The following is a 22,138-nucleotide window of genomic DNA, read 5'->3' on the forward strand; positions in this document are numbered from 1 at the left end:
CATGAACACCACCGCCCTCGAACCTTTGGCCGACGTCTTCCAGACGTCCGCCCAGCAGGCTTTTCATTTGCGCGTCCAGGCGCTGGGAGGGCAGACGTTGCTCGCCAGCCTGACGCTGGCGCTCCCTCAGCCCGTGGCGCCGCAAACATTGCGCGCAGCGCTGGACACGCTGGGTCGGCGCCATGAAACCCTGCGCACGGTCTACCGGTATCTGCCGGGCATGAAGTGGCCGGTGCAAAGCCTGCTCGAAGAAGTGCCGATGGTGGTGTTGGACAATCAGCCTTCAGTGGCCGAGGCCCTGAGCCGCAGCCGTGAAACCCTGACGAACAACCCGGATCTGGCACTGGCGGCCGCGCAGGTCGAGGGCCAGTCCGTCGTCACCCTGGTGGCGCTGGCTTGCAGTTTCGATGAGGTTTCATTGCGCGTGCTGGCGACGGAACTGGCCAGCCTGCTGCGTGACGAGCCGCTCGATGACGACGAAGACGCCTTGCAGTATCTGGACTACAGCGCCTGGCAAGAGGCGTTGCGCGAGGAAGACATCGGCCATCAGGGCGCGGCGTTCTGGCGCAATCTGCAACAGCAGTTCGCCTTGAACCATCGCTTGCCCTTTGAAAAAGTCGTCGAGGTCAGCCAGCAACGTCGTCAGGCAGCCCTGACCGACGCGCCGTGGCTGGCCAAGGTGCAACGGGCAGCCGCTGATCAGGGTGTGGCGGCACAATCATTGGCGCTGTTGCTGTGGAGCGCATTCGTTGCCCGCATCGCCCAGCAGGAAAAACTGCTGATGGGCTGGCAGGTGGACGCTCGCAACGAACAAACCGCCACGACCCTCGGCCGTTTCGCCCGGCGTATGCCGGTGGCGTTCGAGCACCGCAGCGAGCAGACCCTGGCGCAAGCACTGACTTCCTTCAGGGCCAGCGTCGAACAGTCGCAGTCGTGGCTGGACTGCCTCAATGAGTTCGAATTGAGCGAGCAAGGCAGTGCGCCGCTGCGCTACGGTTTTGTCTGGCAAGACCTCGTAGATTCAGGTATCGAAGTCGACGACGGTAACCCAGAGGTGCTGCGCCTGCGTATTCAGGGCGAGCAGTTGCAACTTTCCAGCCTCGACGGGGCAGTGCCCGAGCCGATGCTGGCCGCGTGGCTGGAGCAGTTTGTCGAATTCAGCCGCCAGTTACTGGCATCGCCTGAATTGGCGCTCGCACAGGCAAATCTGCTCAACGAGTCGCAACAGTTGCGCGTGATCGAAGGTTTCAACGCCAACGCCAGCGAACAGGCGCTGCCGTATCAACGTCTGCAAGAACTGTTCAGCACACAGGCACGTCTGCATCCGCAGCGTATCGCCGTGACGGTCAACGACCAGCGCCTGACCTACGCCGAACTGGATGCCCGTTCCAATCAAGTGGCCAATGCCCTGCGTGCTCAAGGCGTGGGGCCGGAGCAGGTCGTCGCGGTCTACGGTCAGCGTTCGCTGGAGATCGTCACTGCCTTGCTGGGTACGCTCAAGGCTGGCGCGGCCTACCTGCCGCTGGACCCGAACTACCCGATTGAACGCCTGACCTTCATGCTTGCCGACAGCGGCGCGCGGCATGTTCTGGCCTGTCAGCCATTGCCCGACGAACTGCACAGCGAGCAAGTGCTGTCCCTGATGCCGGACGCCGAGGTTTGGCATGCGGCAAACACCGAGCCTGAAGCCCTGGGCGACAGCGCCAACCTGGCCTACGTCATCTACACCTCGGGCTCCACCGGCCAACCCAAAGGCGTGATGATCAGCCACGCCAATGCCGTCGCTTCGACCCTGGCGCGCAGTGCCTTTTATCAGCAGCCGCTGCGGGCCTTCCTGATGCTTTCGTCGTTTTCTTTCGACAGCTCCGTGGCCGGGGTTTTCTGGACCTTGGGGCAGGGCGCAACCCTGTGCCTGCCGGATGAAGACAGCTACAAGGACCCGGCGCGTCTGGCCGAGCTGATCCAGCGCGAAGCCATTTCCCACTACCTGACCTTGCCGTCGTACCACGGGCAGATTCTCGAGCACCTCGACACTCATACACTGGCTTGTGTGATCGTCGCCGGCGAAGCCTGCAGTCTTGAGCTCGCGCAGCGCCATCGCCAGGCCTTGCCCGATGTAGCGTTGGTCAACGAATACGGTCCGACCGAAGGCACCGTCTGGTGCTCGGCCTGGGAGCTGCCGCACGACCAGGACGACGAGACCATCCCGATCGGCCAGCCGATCGCCGGCATGCGTCTGCATGTCCTCGGTCCGGAGTTGCAAGCGCTGGCGGTGGGTGCCGAGGGCGAGCTGTACGTCGGTGGTGCCGGCATTGCCCGAGGCTATCTGCAACGGGCCGCACTGACAGCCGAGCGCTTCGTGCCTGACCCGTTCGCCAAGGCGGCGGGCCAGCGGCTGTACCGCACCGGCGACCTGGCGCGTTACCGCGCCGATGGCGTGCTGGAGTATCTGGGGCGAGTCGATCATCAAGTGAAGATCCGTGGTTTCCGTATCGAACTGGGTGAAATCGAGTCAGCCATGCGCAGTGCTCCGGGCATCGAAGACGCGGCGGTGATTGCCCGCGAAGCCCCAACGGGCCCGCAGTTGCTGGGCTTCGCGCTGAGCCCGGCGGATACCGCCGGAATTCGCCTGAACGAGTTGCGCAGCCACTTGAGTGAAGTCTTGCCCGAACACATGCAGCCGACGCGTTTGCAGGTGCTGGAACGTTTCCCGCTGATGCCCAACGGCAAGCTCGATCGACAAGCCTTGCTCGACCTCGATGTGCGCCGCAGCGAATTCGTCGCCCCGCGTAACGACCTCGAGAAAACCCTGGTGGCGATCTGGGCCGAGGCGCTGCAGGTGGAGCGCGTCGGTGTGCATGACAACTTCTTCGAGCTGGGCGGTCACTCGCTACTGGCCACGCGCATTCGTGCGCGGATTCAGGACGAACTGAACCTGGCGATCCCGCTCAAGCTGTTTTTCGAAGGCGACACCCTGGAACGCCTGGCGGCGCAGATCGAGCAGTTCCGTCAGCACAGTGAGCACAAAGAAAACGATGCAGACGCCCTCGAAGCGTTGTTCGACGAAGTGGAAGAGGAACACGCGCAATGAGTGCTGCACCGGACAGAATGATGACCCTGGCCCAGCGTTTCTGCGGCTTGAGCCCGGACGCACGGCGTGACCTGCAAACAAGGATGCAGGCCCAGGGCCTGACCCTGGAGTTGCTGCCGATTCCACCCCGGGATCGCCGTGTCGACACGCTGCCGGCGTCCTACGCGCAACAGCGCCTGTGGTTCCTCTGGCAGATGCAGCCCGAGGCCACGGCCTACAACCTGACCGGTGCCTTCCGCCTGAACGGCGAGCTGAACCGCGATGCACTGGCGCGAACCCTGAACGCGCTGGTGCAGCGTCATGAAGTGCTGCGCACCACCTTCGAATTCGACGGGCTGCAGGTGCTGCAAAAGATTCACCCGTCGATGCCTGCATTGCTGGTCGAAGCGGACGCCGCCGATGATGCCGACCTGCAACGCCAGATCGCCTTGAACGCCGAGCCACCTTTCGACCTGCAACATGGGCCGTTGATGCGTTGCCGTCTGATCCGCCTCGGCGCCCGGCAACAGGTGCTGGCGATGACCTTGCACCACATCGTCACCGACGGCGGTTCGTTGCCGATCCTGCTTCAGGAGTTCACTCAGCTCTATGCCCAGTTCAGTGCTGGGCAGGACGAGACCTTGCCGGAACAGACCATCCAATACGCCGACTTCGCCCGTTGGCAGCGGCTGTGGCTTGAGGCCGGCGAAGCTGAGCGACAACTCAATTACTGGCGCGAGCAACTGGGCCATGAACACCCGCCGTTGAACCTGCCGGCCGACCGCCGCCGCCCGGCGAGCCCGAACCAGCAAGGTGCCAGCGTCGAGTTGCAGGTGCCGGCGGCACTGACCGCGCAGTTGCGCGAACTGGCCCGGCGCGAAGGCTGCACGCTGTTCATGGTGCTGATGGCTGCCTTGCAAACCTTGTTGCATCGCTACAGCGGCGAGCAGGACATCCGCGTCGGCGTGCCGATTGCCAACCGCACTCGCCAGGACGTGGAAAACCTGCTGGGCTTCTTCGTCAACACCCAGGTGCTGCGCAGTCAGCCCCATGCCGACCAGCCGTTCGTGCAATTGCTGGCGCAGATCAAACAGGCGGCACTGGGCGCGCAAGCCCACCAGGATTTGCCCTTCGAACAACTGGTCGATGGCCTGGGCGTGGAGCGCAGCCTGAGCCATACGCCACTGTTCCAGGTGATGTTCAACCATCAGCGCGACAGCGGCGAGCTGCAGCGCTGGGAGTTGCCGAGGTTGAGCGTCGAGCCGCTGGTGTGGGATGAAAAAACCACCAAGTTCGACCTGATGCTCGACACCGTCGACAGTGACGACGGCATTCACGCTTCGTTCGTCTACGCTACCGAACTGTTTGATGCCGCGACCATCGAGCGTCTTGGGCGGCACTGGTTGAACCTGTTGCAGGCCATTGGTGTGGACGCCAGCGTGGCGCTGGCCGACCTGGCCATGCTCGATGCTGCCGAACAGCAAGCCACGTTGCTTGACTGGAACCGCAGCGCCAAAGCGAATGCGTCGGTCAGTCAGTTGTGTGCCCATCAACTCATCGAAGCCCAGGCCGCTGCCCATCCGCACAAGATCGCCGTGACTTGCGAAGGCGTGAGCCTCACTTACGCTGAATTGAACGGCCGCGCCAACCGCATCGCTCATCGACTGCGTGAGCGTGGTGTGGGGCCGGACGTGCTGGTCGGCATCGCCCTTGAGCGCTCGCTGGAGATGATCGTCAGCCTGCTGGCGATCCTCAAGGCCGGTGGCGCCTATGTGCCGCTGGACCCGCAATACCCGCAGGACCGCCTGGCCTACATGCTCGCCGACAGCGGCACGGGTCTGCTGTTGACCGATTCGACGCTGTTGCCGCGCCTGCCGGTCAGCGAACGGATCGAAGTGATCTGCCTGGATCACGCCAGCGACTGGCTCGACGAAGCCAGTGCCGACAACCTGGCAAACCTGAGCCACCCGCAGAACCTCGCTTACGTCATCTACACCTCCGGCTCCACGGGCAAGCCCAAAGGTACGCTGTTGCCCCACAGCAACCTGACCCGGCTGTTCAGCGCCACCGAGCACTGGTTCGGCTTCAACGCCGACGACATCTGGAGCCTGTTCCATTCCTACGCTTTCGACTTCTCGGTGTGGGAGATCTTTGGCGCGCTGTTCCACGGCGGCAAGCTGGTGGTGGTGCCCCACGCGGTCAGCCGCTCGCCGGAAGACTTCGCCCGTTTGCTCGGTGATGAAGGCGTAACCGTGCTCAACCAGACGCCGTCGGCCTTCCGCCAGTTGCTGCCGTTCGCCTGTGCCAACGCGCAACGCCTGAACCTGCGTTACGTGGTGTTTGGTGGTGAGGCTCTTGACGTGGCCAGCCTGCGCCCGTGGTACGAGGTGTTCGACGAACGCCAGCCCCTGTTGATCAACATGTACGGCATCACCGAAACCACGGTGCACGTGACCTACCGAGCGCTGTCCCGTGCCGACCTCGACGGCGCCAACAGCTCGCCGCTGGGCCAGCCGATCAGCGATCTGCGCTGGTATGTGCTCGACCCGCGCCTGAACCCGGTGGCCAAAGGTTGCGTCGGCGAGTTGTACGTCGGCGGTGCCGGCCTTGCCCGTGGCTACCACCAACGCGCCGACCTCAGCGCCACGCGCTTCGTTCCGGATCTTTTCGCCGTTGAACCGGGCGCGCGCCTGTACCGCACCGGCGATCTGGCGCGCTATTGCGCCGACGGCAGCATCGAATACGCCGGGCGCATCGACCACCAGGTGAAGATCCGCGGTTTCCGTATCGAACTGGGGGAAATTCAGGATCGCCTGCAAAGCCACTCGGCCATCGAACAGGCGCTGGTGCTGGCGCCCGAGGTCAATGGCAGTCAGCAGTTGGTCGCATGGTTTAGCGCCAGGCAGGACAGTGTCGACCTGCGGCAAAGCCTGCGTGAGCATCTGCAGGCCGGTTTGCCCGACTACATGGTGCCTGCGCATCTGATCGCGCTCGATCACTGGCCGCTGACCAGCAACGGCAAACTCGACCGCAACGCCTTGCCCCAACCTGATGCGGCACTGGCGCAGCAGGCTTACACGGCGCCGATGGACGGGATGCAAACCGAGCTGACGGCGATCTGGCAAGAGGTGCTCAAGCTGGCACGGGTCGGCATCGACGATAACTTCTTCGAGCTGGGCGGCGACTCGATCATTGCCATCCAGGTGGTCAGCCGTGCGCGGCAGGCCGGGATTCGCATCAGCCCGCGGGATCTGTTCCAGCATCAAACCGTGCAGAGCCTGGCCAAGGTTGCCGAGCGCAGTGCCGGGTTGCTCATCGATCAGGGACCCGTGCGTGGCGAGGTGTTGCTGACGCCAATTCAGCACGGGTTCTTCGACCAAGCCATCGAGACGCGTCATCACTGGAACCAGTCGTTGCTGCTGGAGTTGCGCGAACCGCTGGACAATGCTTGCCTGCAACAGGCATTGGCGGCGTTGCTCGATCATCACGATGCGTTGCGCCTGCGTTTTCATCAGGTCGACGGCCGTTGGCAACAGGCGCAAGCGGAGCAATGGACCAGCGCCGATCTGTTGTGGCAACGGCAGGCCGCCGGCGTCGATGAGCTGCTGGACCAGTGCAATGCCGCGCAAGCCAGCCTGAATTTGCAGGAGGGGCCGCTGCTGCGGGCCTTGCTGGTGGACATGGGCGCGGCCGGGCAGCGTTTGTTGCTGGTGGTGCATCACCTGGCGGTGGACGGGGTGTCGTGGCGTGTGTTGCTGGAGGATCTGCACAGCACTTACCAGCAGGCGCAGCAAGGTCAGGCGCCGCGCCTGCTGGCGAAAACCAGCGCCTATCAGGCCTGGGCCGCACGCCTGCAAGCCCATGCGCGAAGCCCTGAGCTGGCCGCTCAGGGCGCTTACTGGCTGGCGCAATATGACGATGTCCGAGTTGAACTGCCGGCAGACAATCCCCACGGCAGTCTGGGCAATCAGCATGCCGTCAGCGTCGAAACCGTGCTCGACAGCCAGTTCACCCGCCAACTGCTGCAAGACGCGCCGGCGGCGTACCGCACCCAGGTCAACGACCTGTTGCTGACCGCACTGGCGCGGGTATTGAGGGGCTGGACCGGCCAGCCGTCGACCCTGGTAAAACTCGAAGGCCACGGCCGTGAAGACCTGTTCGACGACATCGACCTGAGTCGCACAGTGGGCTGGTTCACCTCGATCTTCCCGGTGAAACTGACCCCGGCCGAGGACCTCGCCGCCAGTATCAAGGCGGTCAAGGAACAGCTGCGCGCGGTGCCGGAAAAGGGCATCGGTTTCGGCATCCTGCGTTACCTGAGCGATAGCGGACTCAGTGACCTGCCATCGCCGCAGGTCACCTTCAACTACATGGGCCAGTTCGACGCCAGTTTCGACGAGCAGGCACCGTGGCGTCCGGCCCAGGAAAACGGTGGCACTGAGCAGGGCGATTCGGCGCTGCTGGACCCCGGCCTGAGCATCAACGGCCAGGTCTACGCCGGGCAACTGCGCTTGAGCTGGAGCTTCAGTGGCGAGCGTTTCAACCCGCACGCCGTGCAAGGCCTGGCGGATGCCTACGGCGCAGAACTGCAAAGGTTGATCGAGCATTGCCTGAGCGGCGCGAGCGGTCTGACCCCGAGCGATGTGCCGCTGGTGGCCGTCGATCAGGCTCAACTGGACACCTTACCATTGGCCGCGAGCCAGATCGCCGACATCCTGCCGCTGTCGCCGATGCAGCAGGGCATGTTGTTCCATAGCCTGTTTGCCCCGGATGCCGGCGCGTATGTGCCGCAAATGCGCGTGGACGTGCAGGGCCTTGATGTCGAGCGATTCCGCGATGCCTGGCAGCAGGCGCTGGACAACCATGAGGTGCTGCGCGCCGGGTTCTTCAATGACAGCAATGGTTCGCGCCCCCTGCAAGTGATCCTGGCCGACGCCACGCTGCCGCTGACGCCGCTCGACTGGCGTGACCGGGCGGATCTGGCGTCGGCGCTGAATCAGCGGGCGGACGACGACCGTCTGCGCGGCTTCGACCTGAAGGCCGCCCCCTTGCTGCGCCTGACCCTGGTGCAGACCGCCAGCGACAGCCATCACCTGATCTTCACTCACCACCACATCCTCCTGGACGGCTGGAGCACGTCACAGTTGTTCGGAGAAGTGCTGCAACGCTACGCCGGGAACACGCCTGCGCCGGGCGTGGGGCGTTACCGCGATTACATGGCCTGGCTCGGCAGTCGCGACCGTGCCGCCTGCGAAGCCTTCTGGCTGGAACAGTTGCAAAGCTTCAATGAGCCGACGCGCCTGGCCGGCGCCTTGCCGGGGCCGGATGCAGGGCAGGGCGGCGGCCATCGCACCTTGCACCTGAGCCTCGACCGTGCCGCCACCGAACGCCTCAGCGGCTTCGCCCGTCAGGCCCGTGTCACGCCCAACACCGTTCTGCAAGCGGCCTGGCTGTTGCTGCTGCAACGCTATACCGGTCAGCAGACCGTGACGTTCGGCGCGACGGTCTCCGGGCGCCCGAGCGAGTTGCAGGGTATCGAGCAGCAGGTCGGCCTGTTCATCAACACCTTGCCGGTGATCGCCACCCCGCACCCGCAGTGCACGGTCAGCCAGTGGATCGAGGAAGTGCAGGCACTCAACCTCAAGTTGCGCGACGTCGAATACACGCCACTGGCGGACGTGCAGCGCTGGGCCGGGCATGCCGGCGAGGCGTTGTTCGACACCTTGCTGGTGTTCGAAAACTACCCGGTGTCGCAAGCGCTGGAGCAGGGCAATAGCCGCACGTTGAAATTCTCCGGCATCAGCAACCACGACCAGACCAGTTTCCCGCTGGCCATCGCCGCCGAGCTGGGCGAATGCCTGGACCTGCGCTTCAACTACGACAGCGCGCTGTTCGACGCCACGGCCATCGACGACTTGAGCACGCGCCTGGTGGCGCTGCTCGACGCCATGGTCTGCGCGCCGCAACAGGCGCTGGGTCGCTTGAGTCTGTTGAATGCGGCACAAACCGCACATCAGGTCGAAGGCTTCAACCGCACCGCGCAGGCGTGGCCGGACATGCGCCCGGTCAACCAGTGCTTTGAAGCTCAGGCGCTGAAGACGCCGGATGCACCGGCGCTGGTGTTTGCCGGTCAATCCTTGAGCTACCGCGAACTCAACCAACAGGCCAACCGGCTGGCGCACTACCTGCGCAGCCAGGGTGTGGGCGCCGAAGTGCTGGTGGGCATCGCCGCCGAGCGTTCGCTGGAACTGGTGATCGGCTTGCTGGCGATCATGAAGGCCGGTGGCGCCTACGTGCCGCTGGCCCCGGATTATCCGCGCGAACGCCTGGAGCACATGTTCGACGACAGCGGCGTGCACCTGCTGCTGACCCAGCGTCATCTGCTGGCGCAACTGCCGATACCGTCTGCGACCACGGCCATCTGTCTCGATGACATGGGCGACCGCCTGGCCGGTATGAGTGAGGAAAACCTGGCCTCTGTGGTCGAACTGCAATCGCTGGCCTACATGATCTACACCTCCGGCTCCACCGGTAAACCCAAGGGCGCCGCCAACCGTCACGACGCCTTGTACAACCGTTTGGCCTGGATGCAGGACGCTTACCCGCTGGACGGCCGCGATACGGTGTTGCAGAAAACCCCGTTCAGTTTCGACGTGTCGGTCTGGGAATTCTTCTGGCCGCTGATGGTGGGCGCGCGCCTGGCCGTGGCCGAGCCGGGTGCCCATCGCGATCCGGCGCTACTGGTCCGGCTGATCGAGCAGTACCAGGTCAGCACCCTGCATTTCGTGCCGTCGATGTTGCAGGCTTTTGTCCAGGGTGAAGGTTTCGAACGCTGCGCCAGCCTGCGGCAGATCCTGTGCAGCGGCGAAGCCCTGTCGGCGGACTTGCAGCGCAGCCTGATGCAGGTGCTGCCAAACGTCGGCCTGTACAACCTGTACGGTCCGACCGAGGCGGCCATCGATGTGACCCACTGGACCTGCGTCGATGATGGCGCCGTCAGCGTGCCGATCGGTACGCCGATAACGAACCTGATGACCTATATCCTCGACGACAGCCTGCAACCGCAGGTCCGGGGCTGCGTCGGTGAACTCTATCTGGGTGGCATCGGCCTCGCTCGCGGTTACCACAACCGCCCGGACCTGACCGCCGAACGCTTCGTCGCCAGCCCGTTCGCTACCCAGGGCGAACGTCTGTACCGCACCGGCGATCTGGCGCGTTACCGCGAGGACGGCGTGATCGAGTACGTCGGGCGCATCGACCATCAGGTGAAAATCCGTGGCCTGCGCATCGAGCTGGGGGAAATCGAAGCCTGCCTGCTGGAACTGCCAGAGGTACGCGAGGCGGTGGTGATCGCCCTCGACGTCGGCAAGTCCAAACAGTTGGTGGCTTACGTCGTTGCTGACGTGGCCATTGATTCACTCAAGCAGCACCTGCGCAACGCTTTGCCTGAACACATGCAGCCCAGTCACGTGCTGTTGCTCCAGCAGATGCCGGTGACGCCGAACGGCAAGCTCGACCGTCGCGCATTGCCGCTGCCGGATCAACAGGCCCGCGAATACCTTGCCCCGCGCAATGCCGTGGAGGCGACGCTGCAAGCGGTGTGGCAGGCGTTGTTCGAAGGGGCGCCGGTGGGCGTGCTGGACAACTTCTTCGAGTTGGGCGGCGATTCCATCGTCTCGATTCAGGCGGTCAGCCGGGCGCGCAAGGCCGGCTTGAGCATTTCGCCGAAGCAGGTGTTCAGTCATCCGAGCATTGCAGAGCTGGCGCTGGTGGCCGAGGCCGTCATGGCGGACGAATCGGCTGCACCGGTAATTTCTGCTACGCCGAAAATCGTTCTGAGCCCTGCGCAATACACTGCACTCGGTTTGACCCTTGATGAAGTTGAAGACGTTTATCCACTGTCACCGATGCAGCAGGGCATGCTGTTTCATTCGGTGCAGGACGGCGATTGCGGGCTGTACGTCAACCAGATCGAAGTCGGCGTGCGCGGTGTCGATGGCTCGCGTTTCCGTGCGGCCTGGGCCGATGCCGCGCAGCGTCACGCGATCCTGCGCACCGCATTCCTCTGGGAAGGCGACAAGGAACCGCTGCAAGTGGTGCTGCGCGACGCTCCCTCATTGCTGACCGAACTGGACTGGCGCGGGCTGGACAATCAGTCCGAGCGTGTACGCCAGTTGGCGGCGCAAGAGCGTGAGCGTGGCTTCTCGCTCAACCGGGCGCCGCTGTTGCGCCTGTTGCTGGTGCGTCTGGAAGACGACCGCTATCGCCTGGTCTGGACCTATCACCACATCCTCATGGACGGCTGGAGCGTGTCGCGGCTGATCGGCGAAGTGCTGCGTCATTACAGTGGCGTCGAGCATGAACCGGTGGCTGCCTATCGTGACTACATCGACTGGCTTGGCCAGCAGATGGTCGAGGCCAGCGAGCGTTTCTGGAAAGACAAACTCCGCGACCTGGAGGGGGCCACGCACCTGGCCCGTGCGCTACCGGTGAAAGAAGCGCAAAGCGGTTACCACGCGATCTACAGCCACCTCGATACAGCGCAGACCGAGCGTTTGCAGGCCTTTGCCCAGCGACAGCAAGTCACCCTCAACACCCTGGTGCAAGCGGCGTGGCTGTTGCTGTTGCAGCGCTACACCGGCCAGCGCACCGTGACTTTCGGCGCCACGGTGTCCGGTCGCCCGGAAAGCCTCAACGGCTCGGAAAACATGCTCGGGTTGTTCATCAACACCCTGCCGGTGGTCAGCACTGTGCCGACCGACGTCAGCGTCGGCGACTGGCTGCGTGAGATCCAGGGCTACAACCTCGCCATCCGCGACTTCCAGCAAACCCCGCTGAGCGACATTCAGCGCTGGGCCGGGCAGGGCGGGCAGGCGTTGTTCGACAGCATCATCGTGTTCGAGAACCAGCCAGTGGACCGCACCCTGCGCGAGTGGAATGGCGATTCGCTGCGCTTCGAAGACGTGTCTGACTTCGGCCTGACCAGCTTCGCCATGGACCTGATGGTCAGCCTCGACGAAGGCCTGCGCATCGAGTACATGCACCAGCGCGAGCAGTTCGACCTGGCCAGCGTTGAAGCCCTGCGCGGCCACATGGAAAGCCTGATGCAGCGCCTGTGCGATGACGCCGGGCGCGCCGTAGGTGAGTTGGGCTTGCTGACGCTGGACGAGGGGCGGCAACTGGACGGCGCACTGCCGGTGGTAGCCGGTGGCGATGAAATGCCGGTGCACGAGCTGATCCGTCAGCGCGCGCGCCTGCAACCGCTGCACACGGCACTGGTGCTGAGTGATGCCGAGGGCGACGCCGAACAACTGAGCTATGCCGAGCTGGACCGGCGTTCCGATGCCCTGGCCGCGCATCTGCTGGCGCAGGGCTTGCAGACCGAAGACGTGATCGGCGTGTTCATGGAGCGCTCGCTGGAACTGGTGGTGTCGCTGTTGGCGGTGATGAAGTGCGGCGCCACCTACGTGCCACTCGATCCGCAATACCCGCAGGAGCGCCTGCGCTACATGATGGCCGACAGCGACATGCGCCTGCTGTTGACCCAGCAGCGTTTGCGCGAGTCGGCGCAACTCAAGCCGGGGACAGCAGTGGTCGCGGTGGATCGGCTGGACCTCGACGTCGATGTCTCAGTGTCGCCGCAAAATGTGCACGGCGAACAACTGGCCTACCTGATCTACACCTCGGGTTCGACCGGCAAGCCAAAAAGCGTGGCGGTGGCCCACGGGCCGTTGAGCATGCACGTGCAGGCTATCGCCGAGCTTTACGACATGGACCCGGAAAATCGCGAACTGCATTTCATGTCGTTCGCCTTCGATGGTGCCCATGAACGCTGGATCACCGCGCTGATCAGTGGGTCGACCCTGGTGATTCGCGACAACAGCCTGTGGACCGCCGAACAGACCCTGGCCGTGCTGCATCGCCAGCGCATCAGCGTCGCCTGCTTCCCGCCGGCGTACCTGCTGCAACTGGCCGAGCACGCCGAGTTGCAGGGCGGTGATCCGCCGCCTGTGCGCATCTATTGCTTTGGCGGTGATGCCGTGCCCGAGGCGACTTTCGAGCGGGTCAAGCACAGCCTCAAGCCGCAGTTTCTGGTCAACGGTTATGGCCCGACGGAAACCGTGGTCACGCCGTTGCTTTGGAAGATCGCCGCCAGCGGTCACTGCGAAGCGATGTATGCGCCCATTGGTCAACGGGTCGGCGCGCGCAGCCTGCATGTACTGGACATGGACCTCAACCCGCTGCCGGTGGGCATGGTCGGTGAGCTGTACATCGGCGGGCGCGGCGTCGCCCGTGGTTACCATCGTCACCCGTGGCAATCGGCGGAGCGTTTTGTCGCCGACCCGTTCAGCGACGAAGGCGGGCGCCTGTACCGCAGCGGCGACCTGGTGCGTCGACGCGCCGACGGCGTGTTCGATTACCTTGGGCGTGTCGACCATCAGGTCAAGGTCCGTGGCTTCCGTATTGAGCTGGGGGAAATCGAGGCGCGGTTGCGCGAGCAGGCTGGCGTCAACGATGCGCTGGTGGTGCTGCGTGACAATGGTCAGGGGCCGCAACTGGTAGGTTATGTGGTGGCCGCTGCGGACGATGGCCTCGGCCTGCGTTGCCAGGCGGCGCTGCGCGAGAGCCTGCCCGATTACATGGTGCCGAGCCGGGTCGTGGTGCTGCCGCGTTTCCCGCTGACGCCGAACGGCAAACTCGACCGCAAGGCCCTGCCGGACCCCGGGTTCAGCGGCCGCGACTACGTGGCCCCGCGCACGCCGCTGGAATGGGCGCTGGCGCAGATCTGGCAGCAGGTGCTGGGCGTGGATCAGGTCGGCATCACCGACAACTTCTTTGAATTGGGCGGCGATTCGCTGCGCACCCTCAAGGTGATCTCGAAGGTGCGGGCACTGAACCTGCCGGATTTCCAGATCAAATTGCGCGACATGATGGCCAAACCGACCATTGCCGGGTTGTCCGGTGTCGATGAGCAGGCCGAGCGGCAAAGCCCGCAACCCTTGTTGTTGCTCAATCAGCGAGTGGACGGTCAACCGGCGCTGTTCTGCCTGCATGCCGGATTCGGTACGGTGTTCGACTACGAACCATTGGCCCGGCGACTGGATGGACAACGCACGGTGTACGGCGTGCAATGCCGGATGCTGCTCGACCGCCAATGGCAGGACAGCTCGCTGGCGCATATGGCCGGGGATTACGTCGAAGCCATTCGCGCCAGACAGCCGCAGGGGCCCTATCACTTGCTCGGCTGGTCGTTGGGCGGGGCGTTGGCCTTGATGGTCAGCGACTTGCTTGAGCAACAAGGGCAGGGCGTGGCCTTCATCGGCCTGGTGGACAGCTTTGTGCCGACGCCAGCCAATGCCGTCGCCGAGGTGGATGAGTGGCGTGCTGACCTGGCCGAATTCCTCGGGGCGACACTGGGCATGGATGACGACGTGGTTACTCGGGCATTGAGCGTCGAGGCGATGGGCGACCATGAGGGTGTCACGCGGGTAGTTCGTGCGGTCATCGCCACGCAAAGCGATCAAGCCAGCGGCTATGCCTTGCTCGGCGCCGATGAGCTGGCGCAGACCTTCATGGTCAGCACGCGGCTCAAGGCGCTGTCGCGGCAGGTCGACAGCTTGCCGATTCCGCAGGGCGCACTGAGCTGCTGGTGGGCCGAGGGCAATCCGACCGCCGAGCGTGCGACCCTGGAGCGCCAACAACCACGGCTGCGCGAGGTGCAAAGGGTGAGTGCCGGGCACTTCGACATCCTGCACAAGGCTGAATGTCTGGACGCGGTAGTGGCGGCGCTGACTGAGGAAGAGGTGCCGCAGATGTAAGGCTCGCCGCAAGAAAAACAGGCTCGCCCTAATGAATGATCCTCACGGTTCGTTTATGGGACGAGCCTGTTTATTTTTGGAGACCACCGCCCATGGCACTGCACCCGGATATCGAAGGTTTTCTGGAGCTGGCCGAGTTCGGCCGTCTTAGTGGCAAAAGCCAGCCCATGCACCAACTGAGTCCTGCCCAGGCGCGGCAGCAGTTCGAGCAGACCTCGCAGTTGCTCGATGAGGCGCCGGACGGCGCACTGACGGTGACGGAGGTGAGCATTGCCGCGCGTGACGGGCATCTGCTCAAGGCACGGCTGTACGCCAAACCCCAGGCCGGCACGCAGGCGCTGCCGGTGTTGCTGTACTTCCACGGTGGCGGCTATGTGGTGGGCAGCCTCGATTCCCATGACACCTTGTGCCGGCGTCTGGCCTTGGCGGGGGAATTTTCCGTGCTGACGGCGGACTATCGTCTGGCGCCAGAGCATCGTTTTCCCACCGCTTACCAGGATGCCGAGGACGTGACGCGCTGGTTGGCAGCTACCGGTGCCGCCGAGTTGGGCCTGGACGCCGGACGGGTGGCGCTGGCCGGAGACAGCGTAGGTGGCAGCCTTGTCGCTTCACTGTGCATCGCCATCTCTCAAGACCCCTTGGCCTGGCCACTGGTGCCGCGTCTGCAAGTACTGCTGTATCCGGTCATCGATGCGGTGCAGAAGCGCCCGTCGCTGGCGCGTTTTGCCGAGGGTTATCTGCTGGAAGCGACCACACTGGAGTGGTTCTACCAGCAGTATCAACGCAGCCCGGCAGACCGCAGCGACTGGCGCTTTTCGCCGTTGCATGCTGAACGCCTGCAACGACTGACGCCCACCGTGCTGTGGCTGGCCGAGTACGACCCGTTGCTGGACGAAGGCCTGGCCTGGGCCGAGAAGCTGCGCGCTGTGGGCCAACCCTTGGTGCTGGAGGTAAAGGCCGGCATGACCCACGACTTCGCACGCATGGGCGAAATGGTCCAGGAAGTACCGGGGATGCTGAATCAGCTGGCGCAGCAGATCAGTGAAAGCCTGGCCTGACGGATAACCCCCATCTCCTCTATGGGAGCGAGCTTGCTTGCGATGAGGTCGGCACTCACAACCCCTGCGCTACCTGACACACCGCTATCGCTGGCTGACCCCAGTTCGTCTTTCGTCAGCCCAGGCAAACGCCGCAGGACAGTCTTTAATGCTTTGTGACCCCAGTCACCCATCGTCTTGCAACCTTCATAGAACCCCGCCAGTGCCCGGTGGTCATAAAAACTGATGGCATCGCAACTGATCAGGGCCTTCGGACCTGTTGTGTTCAAGCGCGGCGCTTGCGCTTCATTAACTTCAGGGTGCACCGGATAACGTTCAACGGGTTCGGTTTCTGTCTGAGGCAGGTGCCAGCCGCTGAATTCATCGCCGGCTCCCTTACAGGAGTACACACATGACTCAATCAATGCGGTTCTTTCTCTCGATGTTTTTCGCGGCCGCTGCCCTGATCTCCACCAGCGCCCTGAACACGGCCGGCGCCGCCACCGCCGAAGACCTCAACGCCGACTCCCGGCAAGCCCTGCAAGGGCTCTACAAGGCCAATCCGTTTTCCGAAACCATCGCCCAGAAAGCCAAGGCCATCCTCGTCTTCCCCAACATCATCAAGGCCGGCCTGGTCTTCGGCGGCAGCTACGGCGAAGGCGTGTTGATGAAAGGCAAGCAAGTGCAGGACTACTACAACTCCGTCAGCGGCTCCTGGGGCCTGCAGGCCGGTGCCCAGTCCTACGGCTATGCGGTGTTCCTGATGACCGACAAAGCGGTGAAATACGTCGCGGAAACCAAAGGTTGGGAAATCGGCGTAGGCCCGACCGTGGTCGTGGTCGACGAAGGCGTGGCGAAAAACCTCTCCAGCTCGACCCTCAAGGACGATGCCTACGCCTTCATCTTTGACCAGCAAGGCCTGATGGCCGGGGTCAGCATCGAAGGCACAAAGATCTCCAAGATCAAGCGTTGATAGAGACGCCTTTTCTGGTCGATTTCTGCCGCAAGTCAAGGGCAGGAGTCGGCCGGAGGTGGGGGGTTAGAAATGCGGCCTTGTAGGAATGTCGGCGAAATTTCCGACATGTTTTTCGGCTTGGCGGTCGGAAGTTCGCTGTTTACGATCCTTCGGTACCCAAGCGGGGCTTAACACTTCATCTTGTCAGCGACGACAGCGAGCCCCATACCGATTAGACTGCCAATCAGCGACCCCGGAGGCCTATATGAGTGCCGAACGTTCCCCCATCGTTTCAGAGTTTGAAACCCAAGAGCAGGCTGACAGCTATGACCGTTGGTTCCGCGCCAAGGTGCAAGCTTCGCTCGACGATCCGCGCCCGAATGTACCGCACGATCAAGTGATGGCTGATATGCGAGCCCTCCTCGAGTCGAAGCGTAATAAGCACGATGCTGGTTGAATGGCGGCCCGAAGCACGGGCCGAACTCTGGCAAATTATCAGTTACATCAGCGATCTCAACTTCAAAGCAGCCATCGAGCTTTTTCAAGCTATTGAGGCGGCTACGTCAGCCCTTCCTGAGCATCCCTATCTGTACCGAATTGGCCGAGTTCTCAACACTCGAGAGATTGTCGTTCATCCCAACTACCTGGTTATTTATCGCGTGACGGATCGAATCGAGATAATGAGTGTGTTGCATGCTCGGCAGGAATATCCCTGAACATTCAGGGTTCCATTGTCTGCTGGGAGGCACGGACTCAAGTCGTCCTTCGACACACCACGCAAAACTGATAGATTCACCGCTGCACAAGTACGACAAGGACGCTTCGTTCTTCAGTCGCTGAAGTAACGAACACTCAGATCAAGGAATCGATCAATGAAAACCATGGTCATTGGCGCAAGCAAAGGCTTGGGCCGGGCGTTGATGGAAGGGTTGGGTAATGCAGGTGACACGCTGATCGGCGTTTCCCGCACACGGCCCGATAATTTGAACCCTATGGCCGGTGTTGAACTGCGCTGGGTCGAGGCCGATCTGGGGCAGCCGGACAAGGCCGCGCGGGTCATCGAGCAAGCTGTAGTCGACGGCGGGCTGGATACGCTGATCTACAACCTCGGCATCTGGGAAGACCTGGCCTTTGATCCGGCCTATGCATTTCTCGCGGACCGCGACGAGCAGCTGCAAGACATCATCACCTGCAACGTCACTTCGCCTATCCTGCTGATCAAGCGCCTGCTGCCGGTGCTGCTCGAAAGCGCCAACCCCCGAATCATCCTCACTGGCTCGACCTCGGGCCTGACCCAGAGCGGCCGTCCGGAAGTCGCCTTCGGCGCCTCGAAGTTCGCCCTGCGCGGCATCGCCGATGCCTTGCGTGAAGGCTACCGGGCGCAACGGCTGGGGGTGACCTGCCTGAACCTGGGCAACCTCAACACCGAGGACGCCCTGAGTGTTCCTCGCGCCCAAGCCGAGCAGCGCGGCGAAGGGAGTCTGATCCCGGTGCACGATGTGGTGCAGATCGTGCGCATGACCTTGAGCCTGTCCTCTGCCAGCTTCGTCAAGGAACTCACCTTGCCGGCCATCGACGATGAGCGTTTCTGACAGCCAGTAGCGCGGTGAACACCGATACCGCTGAACGTGGCCGCAGATAGCGACTGCAACAGCCTGTGCTTTAATCTGACGACTTCAACTCGGAGACTCTGGAATGGAACCCACACTCGTCCATGTTTCGCGCTTTCTCGCAGCGGGTTTGACTGTACGCACACAGAACCGCGATGAGATGCGCCAGGACAGCGCGCAAATCCCCGAATTGTGGGGCCGGTTTTTCGCAGGCGATCTGGCCAACACCATCCCCGGCCGCTTGCCGGATGCGCCGGTGGTTGGCGTGTACTCGGCTTACGAATCGGATGCCAACGGTTTTTTCAACGTGACCGCCGGCGTGCCGGTGAGTGCGGCCAGTTCAGACTTTGACGGCATCGAGATCGAGGAAGGTTCGTACCTGGTCTTCGAAGCCCGAGGCGCCATGCCGGATGCCGTGATCCAGGGCTGGGGTACCATCTGGCAGTACTTTGCACAGCATCCCGAGGTGCAACGCCGGTACGCCACGGACTTCGAATCCTACGATGGCCCGGATCTGGTGCGAATTCATATCGGCGTCGTGGCCTGAGCGCCAATCGAAAGACTTGAGGACCCATACAGTATGACCGCTCTACAAGACATCGCCGCCCCCGAAGGCGTCTGCTACGGCTGCGGCAGCAAGAACCCCCATGGCCTGCACATCAAGAGCTACTGGCATGAGGACGGCGTGCATGTCATGGCCACGCACCTGCCGGAAGACAAGTACTGCGGCTGGCCGGACCTGGTGTACGGCGGGTTGATCGCGATGCTGGTCGACTGCCATTCCAACTGGGCGGCCATGGCCTATCACTACCGTGCCGAGCAACGCGATGTGGGCAGCTTGCCGCACGTCACCTGCGTGACCGGCAACCTGGGCATCAAGTTCATCAAACCGACGCCGATGGGCGTGCCGCTGACCTTGCGGGCGAAAGTCGAGGGTGAAGTCGGGCGCAAGAGCCGGGTGATCTGCGAGGTGTTTGCCGGTGATGTGCTGACGGCGGTCGGCGATTCGGTGTTCGTGCGCGTCGACACTGAACAGCTCAGGGCCGAGGCGCACGACCGCTGAAGGTGAGGTGAGTTTCTCTGGAAAAACAAAACCGGGCCGCTAGCGGCCCGGTTTGCTTTTTCAGGTACGGCAGTCGCTCATCAATACTGCGCGCGCAGGCTCAGGGTCAGGGTGCGTGGATCGCCGTAGAAGTTGGTGCCCCAGGAGGCATCGACGCGGTCGTAGTACTTGCGGTCGAACAGGTTGTTGGCGGTCAGGGTCGAGGACAGGTTCTCGTTGAACTTGTAGCCAACTTGCGCCGTGGTGACGGCGTAGCCGCCCTGTTCGAACTTCACGTCACGCTGAAAGTAGGTGTCGCTGACCGCCCGCACACCGCCGCCGACGCTGAAGTCCTTGAGCGGGCCGTCGGTGAACTCGTACTTGGTCCACAGGTTGAAGTTGTGCTTGGGCGTGATGGTGCTGAAGGTCTTGCCCTTGGTGCCATCCTCGGCTTCCAGGTACTTGGTTTCGGTGTAGGCATAGCCGGTGACGATGCTCCAGTTGTCGGTCAGGTTACCGCTCAACTCGGTTTCCCAGCCTTCACTGCGAGCCTTGCCCTGGGCCTCGTAAGCCCCGGTGGTGGCATCGAATTCGGCACGGTTTTCGTCGTAGATACGGAAGATGGCGGCGCTGGCGTTCAAGCGACCGTCGAAGAACTCACGCTTGAGACCGATCTCATACTGCTTGCCTATGCGCGGGCCGATGGGCTCGCCATCGCTGCCGAGGTCACTCTGTGGCTTGAACACGCCGGTGTAGCTGGCGTAGGCCGACAATTCCGGGGTGATCTTGCCGATGATCGCGCCATAGGGCACGACCTTGCGGTTGATGCTGGTGTGAGCTTCGCCGAAGTTGTTGAAGAAGGTGTTGGCGTTTTTCGCGTCGCTTTCATACCAGGTCACGCGGCTGCCGCCGATGACGTCAAGCCAGTCGGTGACGTTGAACTTGGCCCGGGTGTAGAGGCCGTACTGATCGGACTTGGACCAGTTGCCATTGTCGTGCACGTAGTCGTTGTGCGGAATGTCGATGCTGCCCGGATCGAACACGTTGATCGGGAAGTACTCGCCACCACCGTAGGTGAAATCCTTGTCCAGGTGCTGGTATTCGGCGCCCACGGTGAACTCGTGGCGGCGATCGGCGAACTCGAAGGGCGTGGTCACGAAGCTGTCCACGCCAATGGTCTTGATGTGCGTGTAGTAGTCGTAGGCCACGGCCCAGCTGTCACCGGTGGCGGGGTCCACGGCGCCGTCGGCCCAGGTGAAGTTACGCTTTGGGGTTTCCGCGTCGCGGTAGGTCACGGTGGTCTTGAACTGACCGCCGTTGTCCAGTTCATGGTCGAGTTCGGCGAAGGTCTCCCAGACCTTTTCGTCGAGGGTGTTCCACTTGGCGTCGACGAAGGTCGAGCGCTTGACGTCGAGCAGCTTGCCGTCGGCATAGGCCGGCAGACCGAAAGCCGGGGTGGAGTTGTTCTGCTGATAGGCGCCGCCCACCGACAGGGTGGTGGCCGGGTCGAGGTCGAATTCCAGGCGACCGTAGACCATCGGCCGTTCGTTCTTCGCGTAATCGACGAAGGACTTGTTGTTTTCGTAGGCGGTGATGAAGCGACCGCGCACGGTGCCCTGATCATTCAGCGGGCCGGTGACGTCCACCGAAGAGCGGTAGTGATCGTAGGAACCGGCCGCCAGCTCGCCGCCCAAGGCGAATTTGTTCAACGCGCGTTTGCGCACCACGTTGATCGTACCGCCAGGTTCACCGGCACCTTGATACAGGCCGGAAGGACCGCGCAACACTTCGACGCGGTCGTACATCGCCAGGTCGAAACTGGTGGCCATGTCGCCCTGGCCGGTAGGTTGCGAGACACCGTCGACCTGCACCTGATCGACCAGGAAACCGCGCATGTAAACGTCGTTGAGGCTGGAGCCGGAGTTGTAGGTCTTGATGGTGACACCGGTGACCTGACGCATGGCGTCCTGCAGGCTGTTCATGTTCTGGTCGTCCATGCGCTGGCGCGTGACCACGGACACCGACTGCGGGATGTCCTTGAGCTTGATGTTGCCCTTGCCGATGCTGACCTGATCGCTGGTGTAGGAGTGCGAGCCTTCGGTGGTCGGCCCCAGTGCCAGGCCGGTGATGGAGGTCGCACCCAGTTGCAAGGCACTCGAATCACCGGCGGCCGGCACCAGCGATACGGTGTTGCCGTTCAGTTGAAAGTTGATGCCGCTCCCCAGCAGCAAGGTTTTCAACGCCTGTTCCGGTTCCATGTTGCCGGTAACCGCCGTGGACTTGATGCCGTTGACCATGTCCTGGCTGTAGAGGATCTGCAGGTTGGTCTGCTGGCCCAGTTGGCGCAATGCACTGGCCAGCGACTGCGCCGGCACGTTGACGTTGACCGGGGCGGCCTCGACCTGGGAGGTGCCCAGCAACAACAGGGTCAACAGGGCGCCCGGGACGACGGTGCGGAACTTCTTTTGCCGTTCGATGGCCAGGGCCAACGGTGCGCGGGACAGAGTAGGGCTTTGCATTGCTCGAATCGCTCCAGAAGGGGTGTGTGCAGTTTTTTAGTTAATGATAATTATTATTAGACGGACCACTTCGCCTAAACCGGAAA

11 protein-coding genes are annotated in these 22,138 nt (G+C 62.9%); 9 read left to right on the plus strand and 2 right to left on the minus strand.

Features of this window, described 5'->3' with window-relative positions; genetic code table 11:
• The first annotated feature begins 1 nt into the window (after nucleotide 1).
• The 3 genes from EIY72_RS12725 (at nucleotide 2) to EIY72_RS12735 (ending at nucleotide 15,947) form a co-directional block, all read left to right on the plus strand.
• Entirely contained in the window at nucleotides 2-3,091 is a 3,090-nt protein-coding gene (locus tag EIY72_RS12725; protein ID WP_093216775.1) for a non-ribosomal peptide synthetase, read from the plus strand.
• On the plus strand, nucleotides 3,088-14,889 hold the full coding sequence (locus EIY72_RS12730) for an amino acid adenylation domain-containing protein (protein WP_093216780.1): 11,802 nt from the start codon (nucleotides 3,088-3,090) through the stop codon (nucleotides 14,887-14,889). Before EIY72_RS12725 ends, EIY72_RS12730 begins: the two co-directional genes overlap by 4 nt.
• A 92-nt stretch (nucleotides 14,890-14,981) precedes the next feature.
• Nucleotides 14,982-15,947 (plus strand): alpha/beta hydrolase, encoded by a 966-nt coding sequence (locus EIY72_RS12735; protein WP_093216785.1) that lies wholly within the window; start codon nucleotides 14,982-14,984, stop codon nucleotides 15,945-15,947.
• Here the strand turns inward: EIY72_RS12735 and EIY72_RS12740 are convergent.
• A complete protein-coding gene (locus tag EIY72_RS12740) occupies nucleotides 15,911-16,351 on the minus strand; it encodes a hypothetical protein (RefSeq protein WP_132680137.1) in 441 nt (146 codons plus the stop codon). The genes EIY72_RS12735 and EIY72_RS12740 overlap by 37 nt on opposite strands.
• Here EIY72_RS12740 and EIY72_RS12745 point away from each other — a divergent pair.
• From EIY72_RS12745 to EIY72_RS12770, 6 genes are all read left to right on the plus strand, one after another.
• A complete protein-coding gene (locus tag EIY72_RS12745) occupies nucleotides 16,339-16,899 on the plus strand; it encodes a lipid-binding SYLF domain-containing protein (protein ID WP_093216789.1) in 561 nt (186 codons plus the stop codon). The genes EIY72_RS12740 and EIY72_RS12745 overlap by 13 nt on opposite strands.
• A gap of 247 nt (nucleotides 16,900-17,146) precedes the next feature.
• Nucleotides 17,147-17,338 carry a type II toxin-antitoxin system RelB family antitoxin gene (gene relB, locus EIY72_RS12750; RefSeq protein WP_093216793.1) on the plus strand — a complete coding sequence of 64 codons (192 nt, stop codon included), beginning with the start codon at nucleotides 17,147-17,149 and terminating at the stop codon, nucleotides 17,336-17,338.
• Nucleotides 17,328-17,597: a type II toxin-antitoxin system RelE/ParE family toxin gene (locus tag EIY72_RS12755; protein WP_093216797.1), complete on the plus strand. Its 270-nt coding sequence runs from the start codon at nucleotides 17,328-17,330 to the stop codon at nucleotides 17,595-17,597. Before relB ends, EIY72_RS12755 begins: the two co-directional genes overlap by 11 nt.
• Before the next feature lie 156 nt (nucleotides 17,598-17,753).
• The gene (locus EIY72_RS12760) at nucleotides 17,754-18,473 is read left to right on the plus strand and encodes an SDR family oxidoreductase (RefSeq protein ID WP_093216802.1); all 720 of its coding nucleotides are present in this window, start codon (nucleotides 17,754-17,756) and stop codon (nucleotides 18,471-18,473) included.
• Nucleotides 18,474-18,576: 103 nt separating this feature from the next.
• Nucleotides 18,577-19,038, plus strand: a complete 462-nt coding sequence (locus tag EIY72_RS12765) for a GyrI-like domain-containing protein (protein ID WP_093216807.1) — start codon at nucleotides 18,577-18,579, stop codon at nucleotides 19,036-19,038.
• Nucleotides 19,039-19,071: 33 nt separating this feature from the next.
• Nucleotides 19,072-19,554: a PaaI family thioesterase gene (locus EIY72_RS12770; protein ID WP_093216812.1), complete on the plus strand. Its 483-nt coding sequence runs from the start codon at nucleotides 19,072-19,074 to the stop codon at nucleotides 19,552-19,554.
• A gap of 80 nt (nucleotides 19,555-19,634) precedes the next feature.
• On the opposite strand, the gene EIY72_RS12775 is transcribed toward EIY72_RS12770, so the two are convergent.
• Nucleotides 19,635-22,052, minus strand: a complete 2,418-nt coding sequence (locus EIY72_RS12775) for a TonB-dependent siderophore receptor (protein ID WP_093216817.1) — start codon at nucleotides 22,050-22,052, stop codon at nucleotides 19,635-19,637.
• Between the last annotated feature and the right edge of the window lie 86 nt (nucleotides 22,053-22,138).

It is taken from the genome of Pseudomonas vancouverensis, from assembly GCF_004348895.1.
GTDB lineage: Bacteria > Pseudomonadota > Gammaproteobacteria > Pseudomonadales > Pseudomonadaceae > Aquipseudomonas > Aquipseudomonas vancouverensis.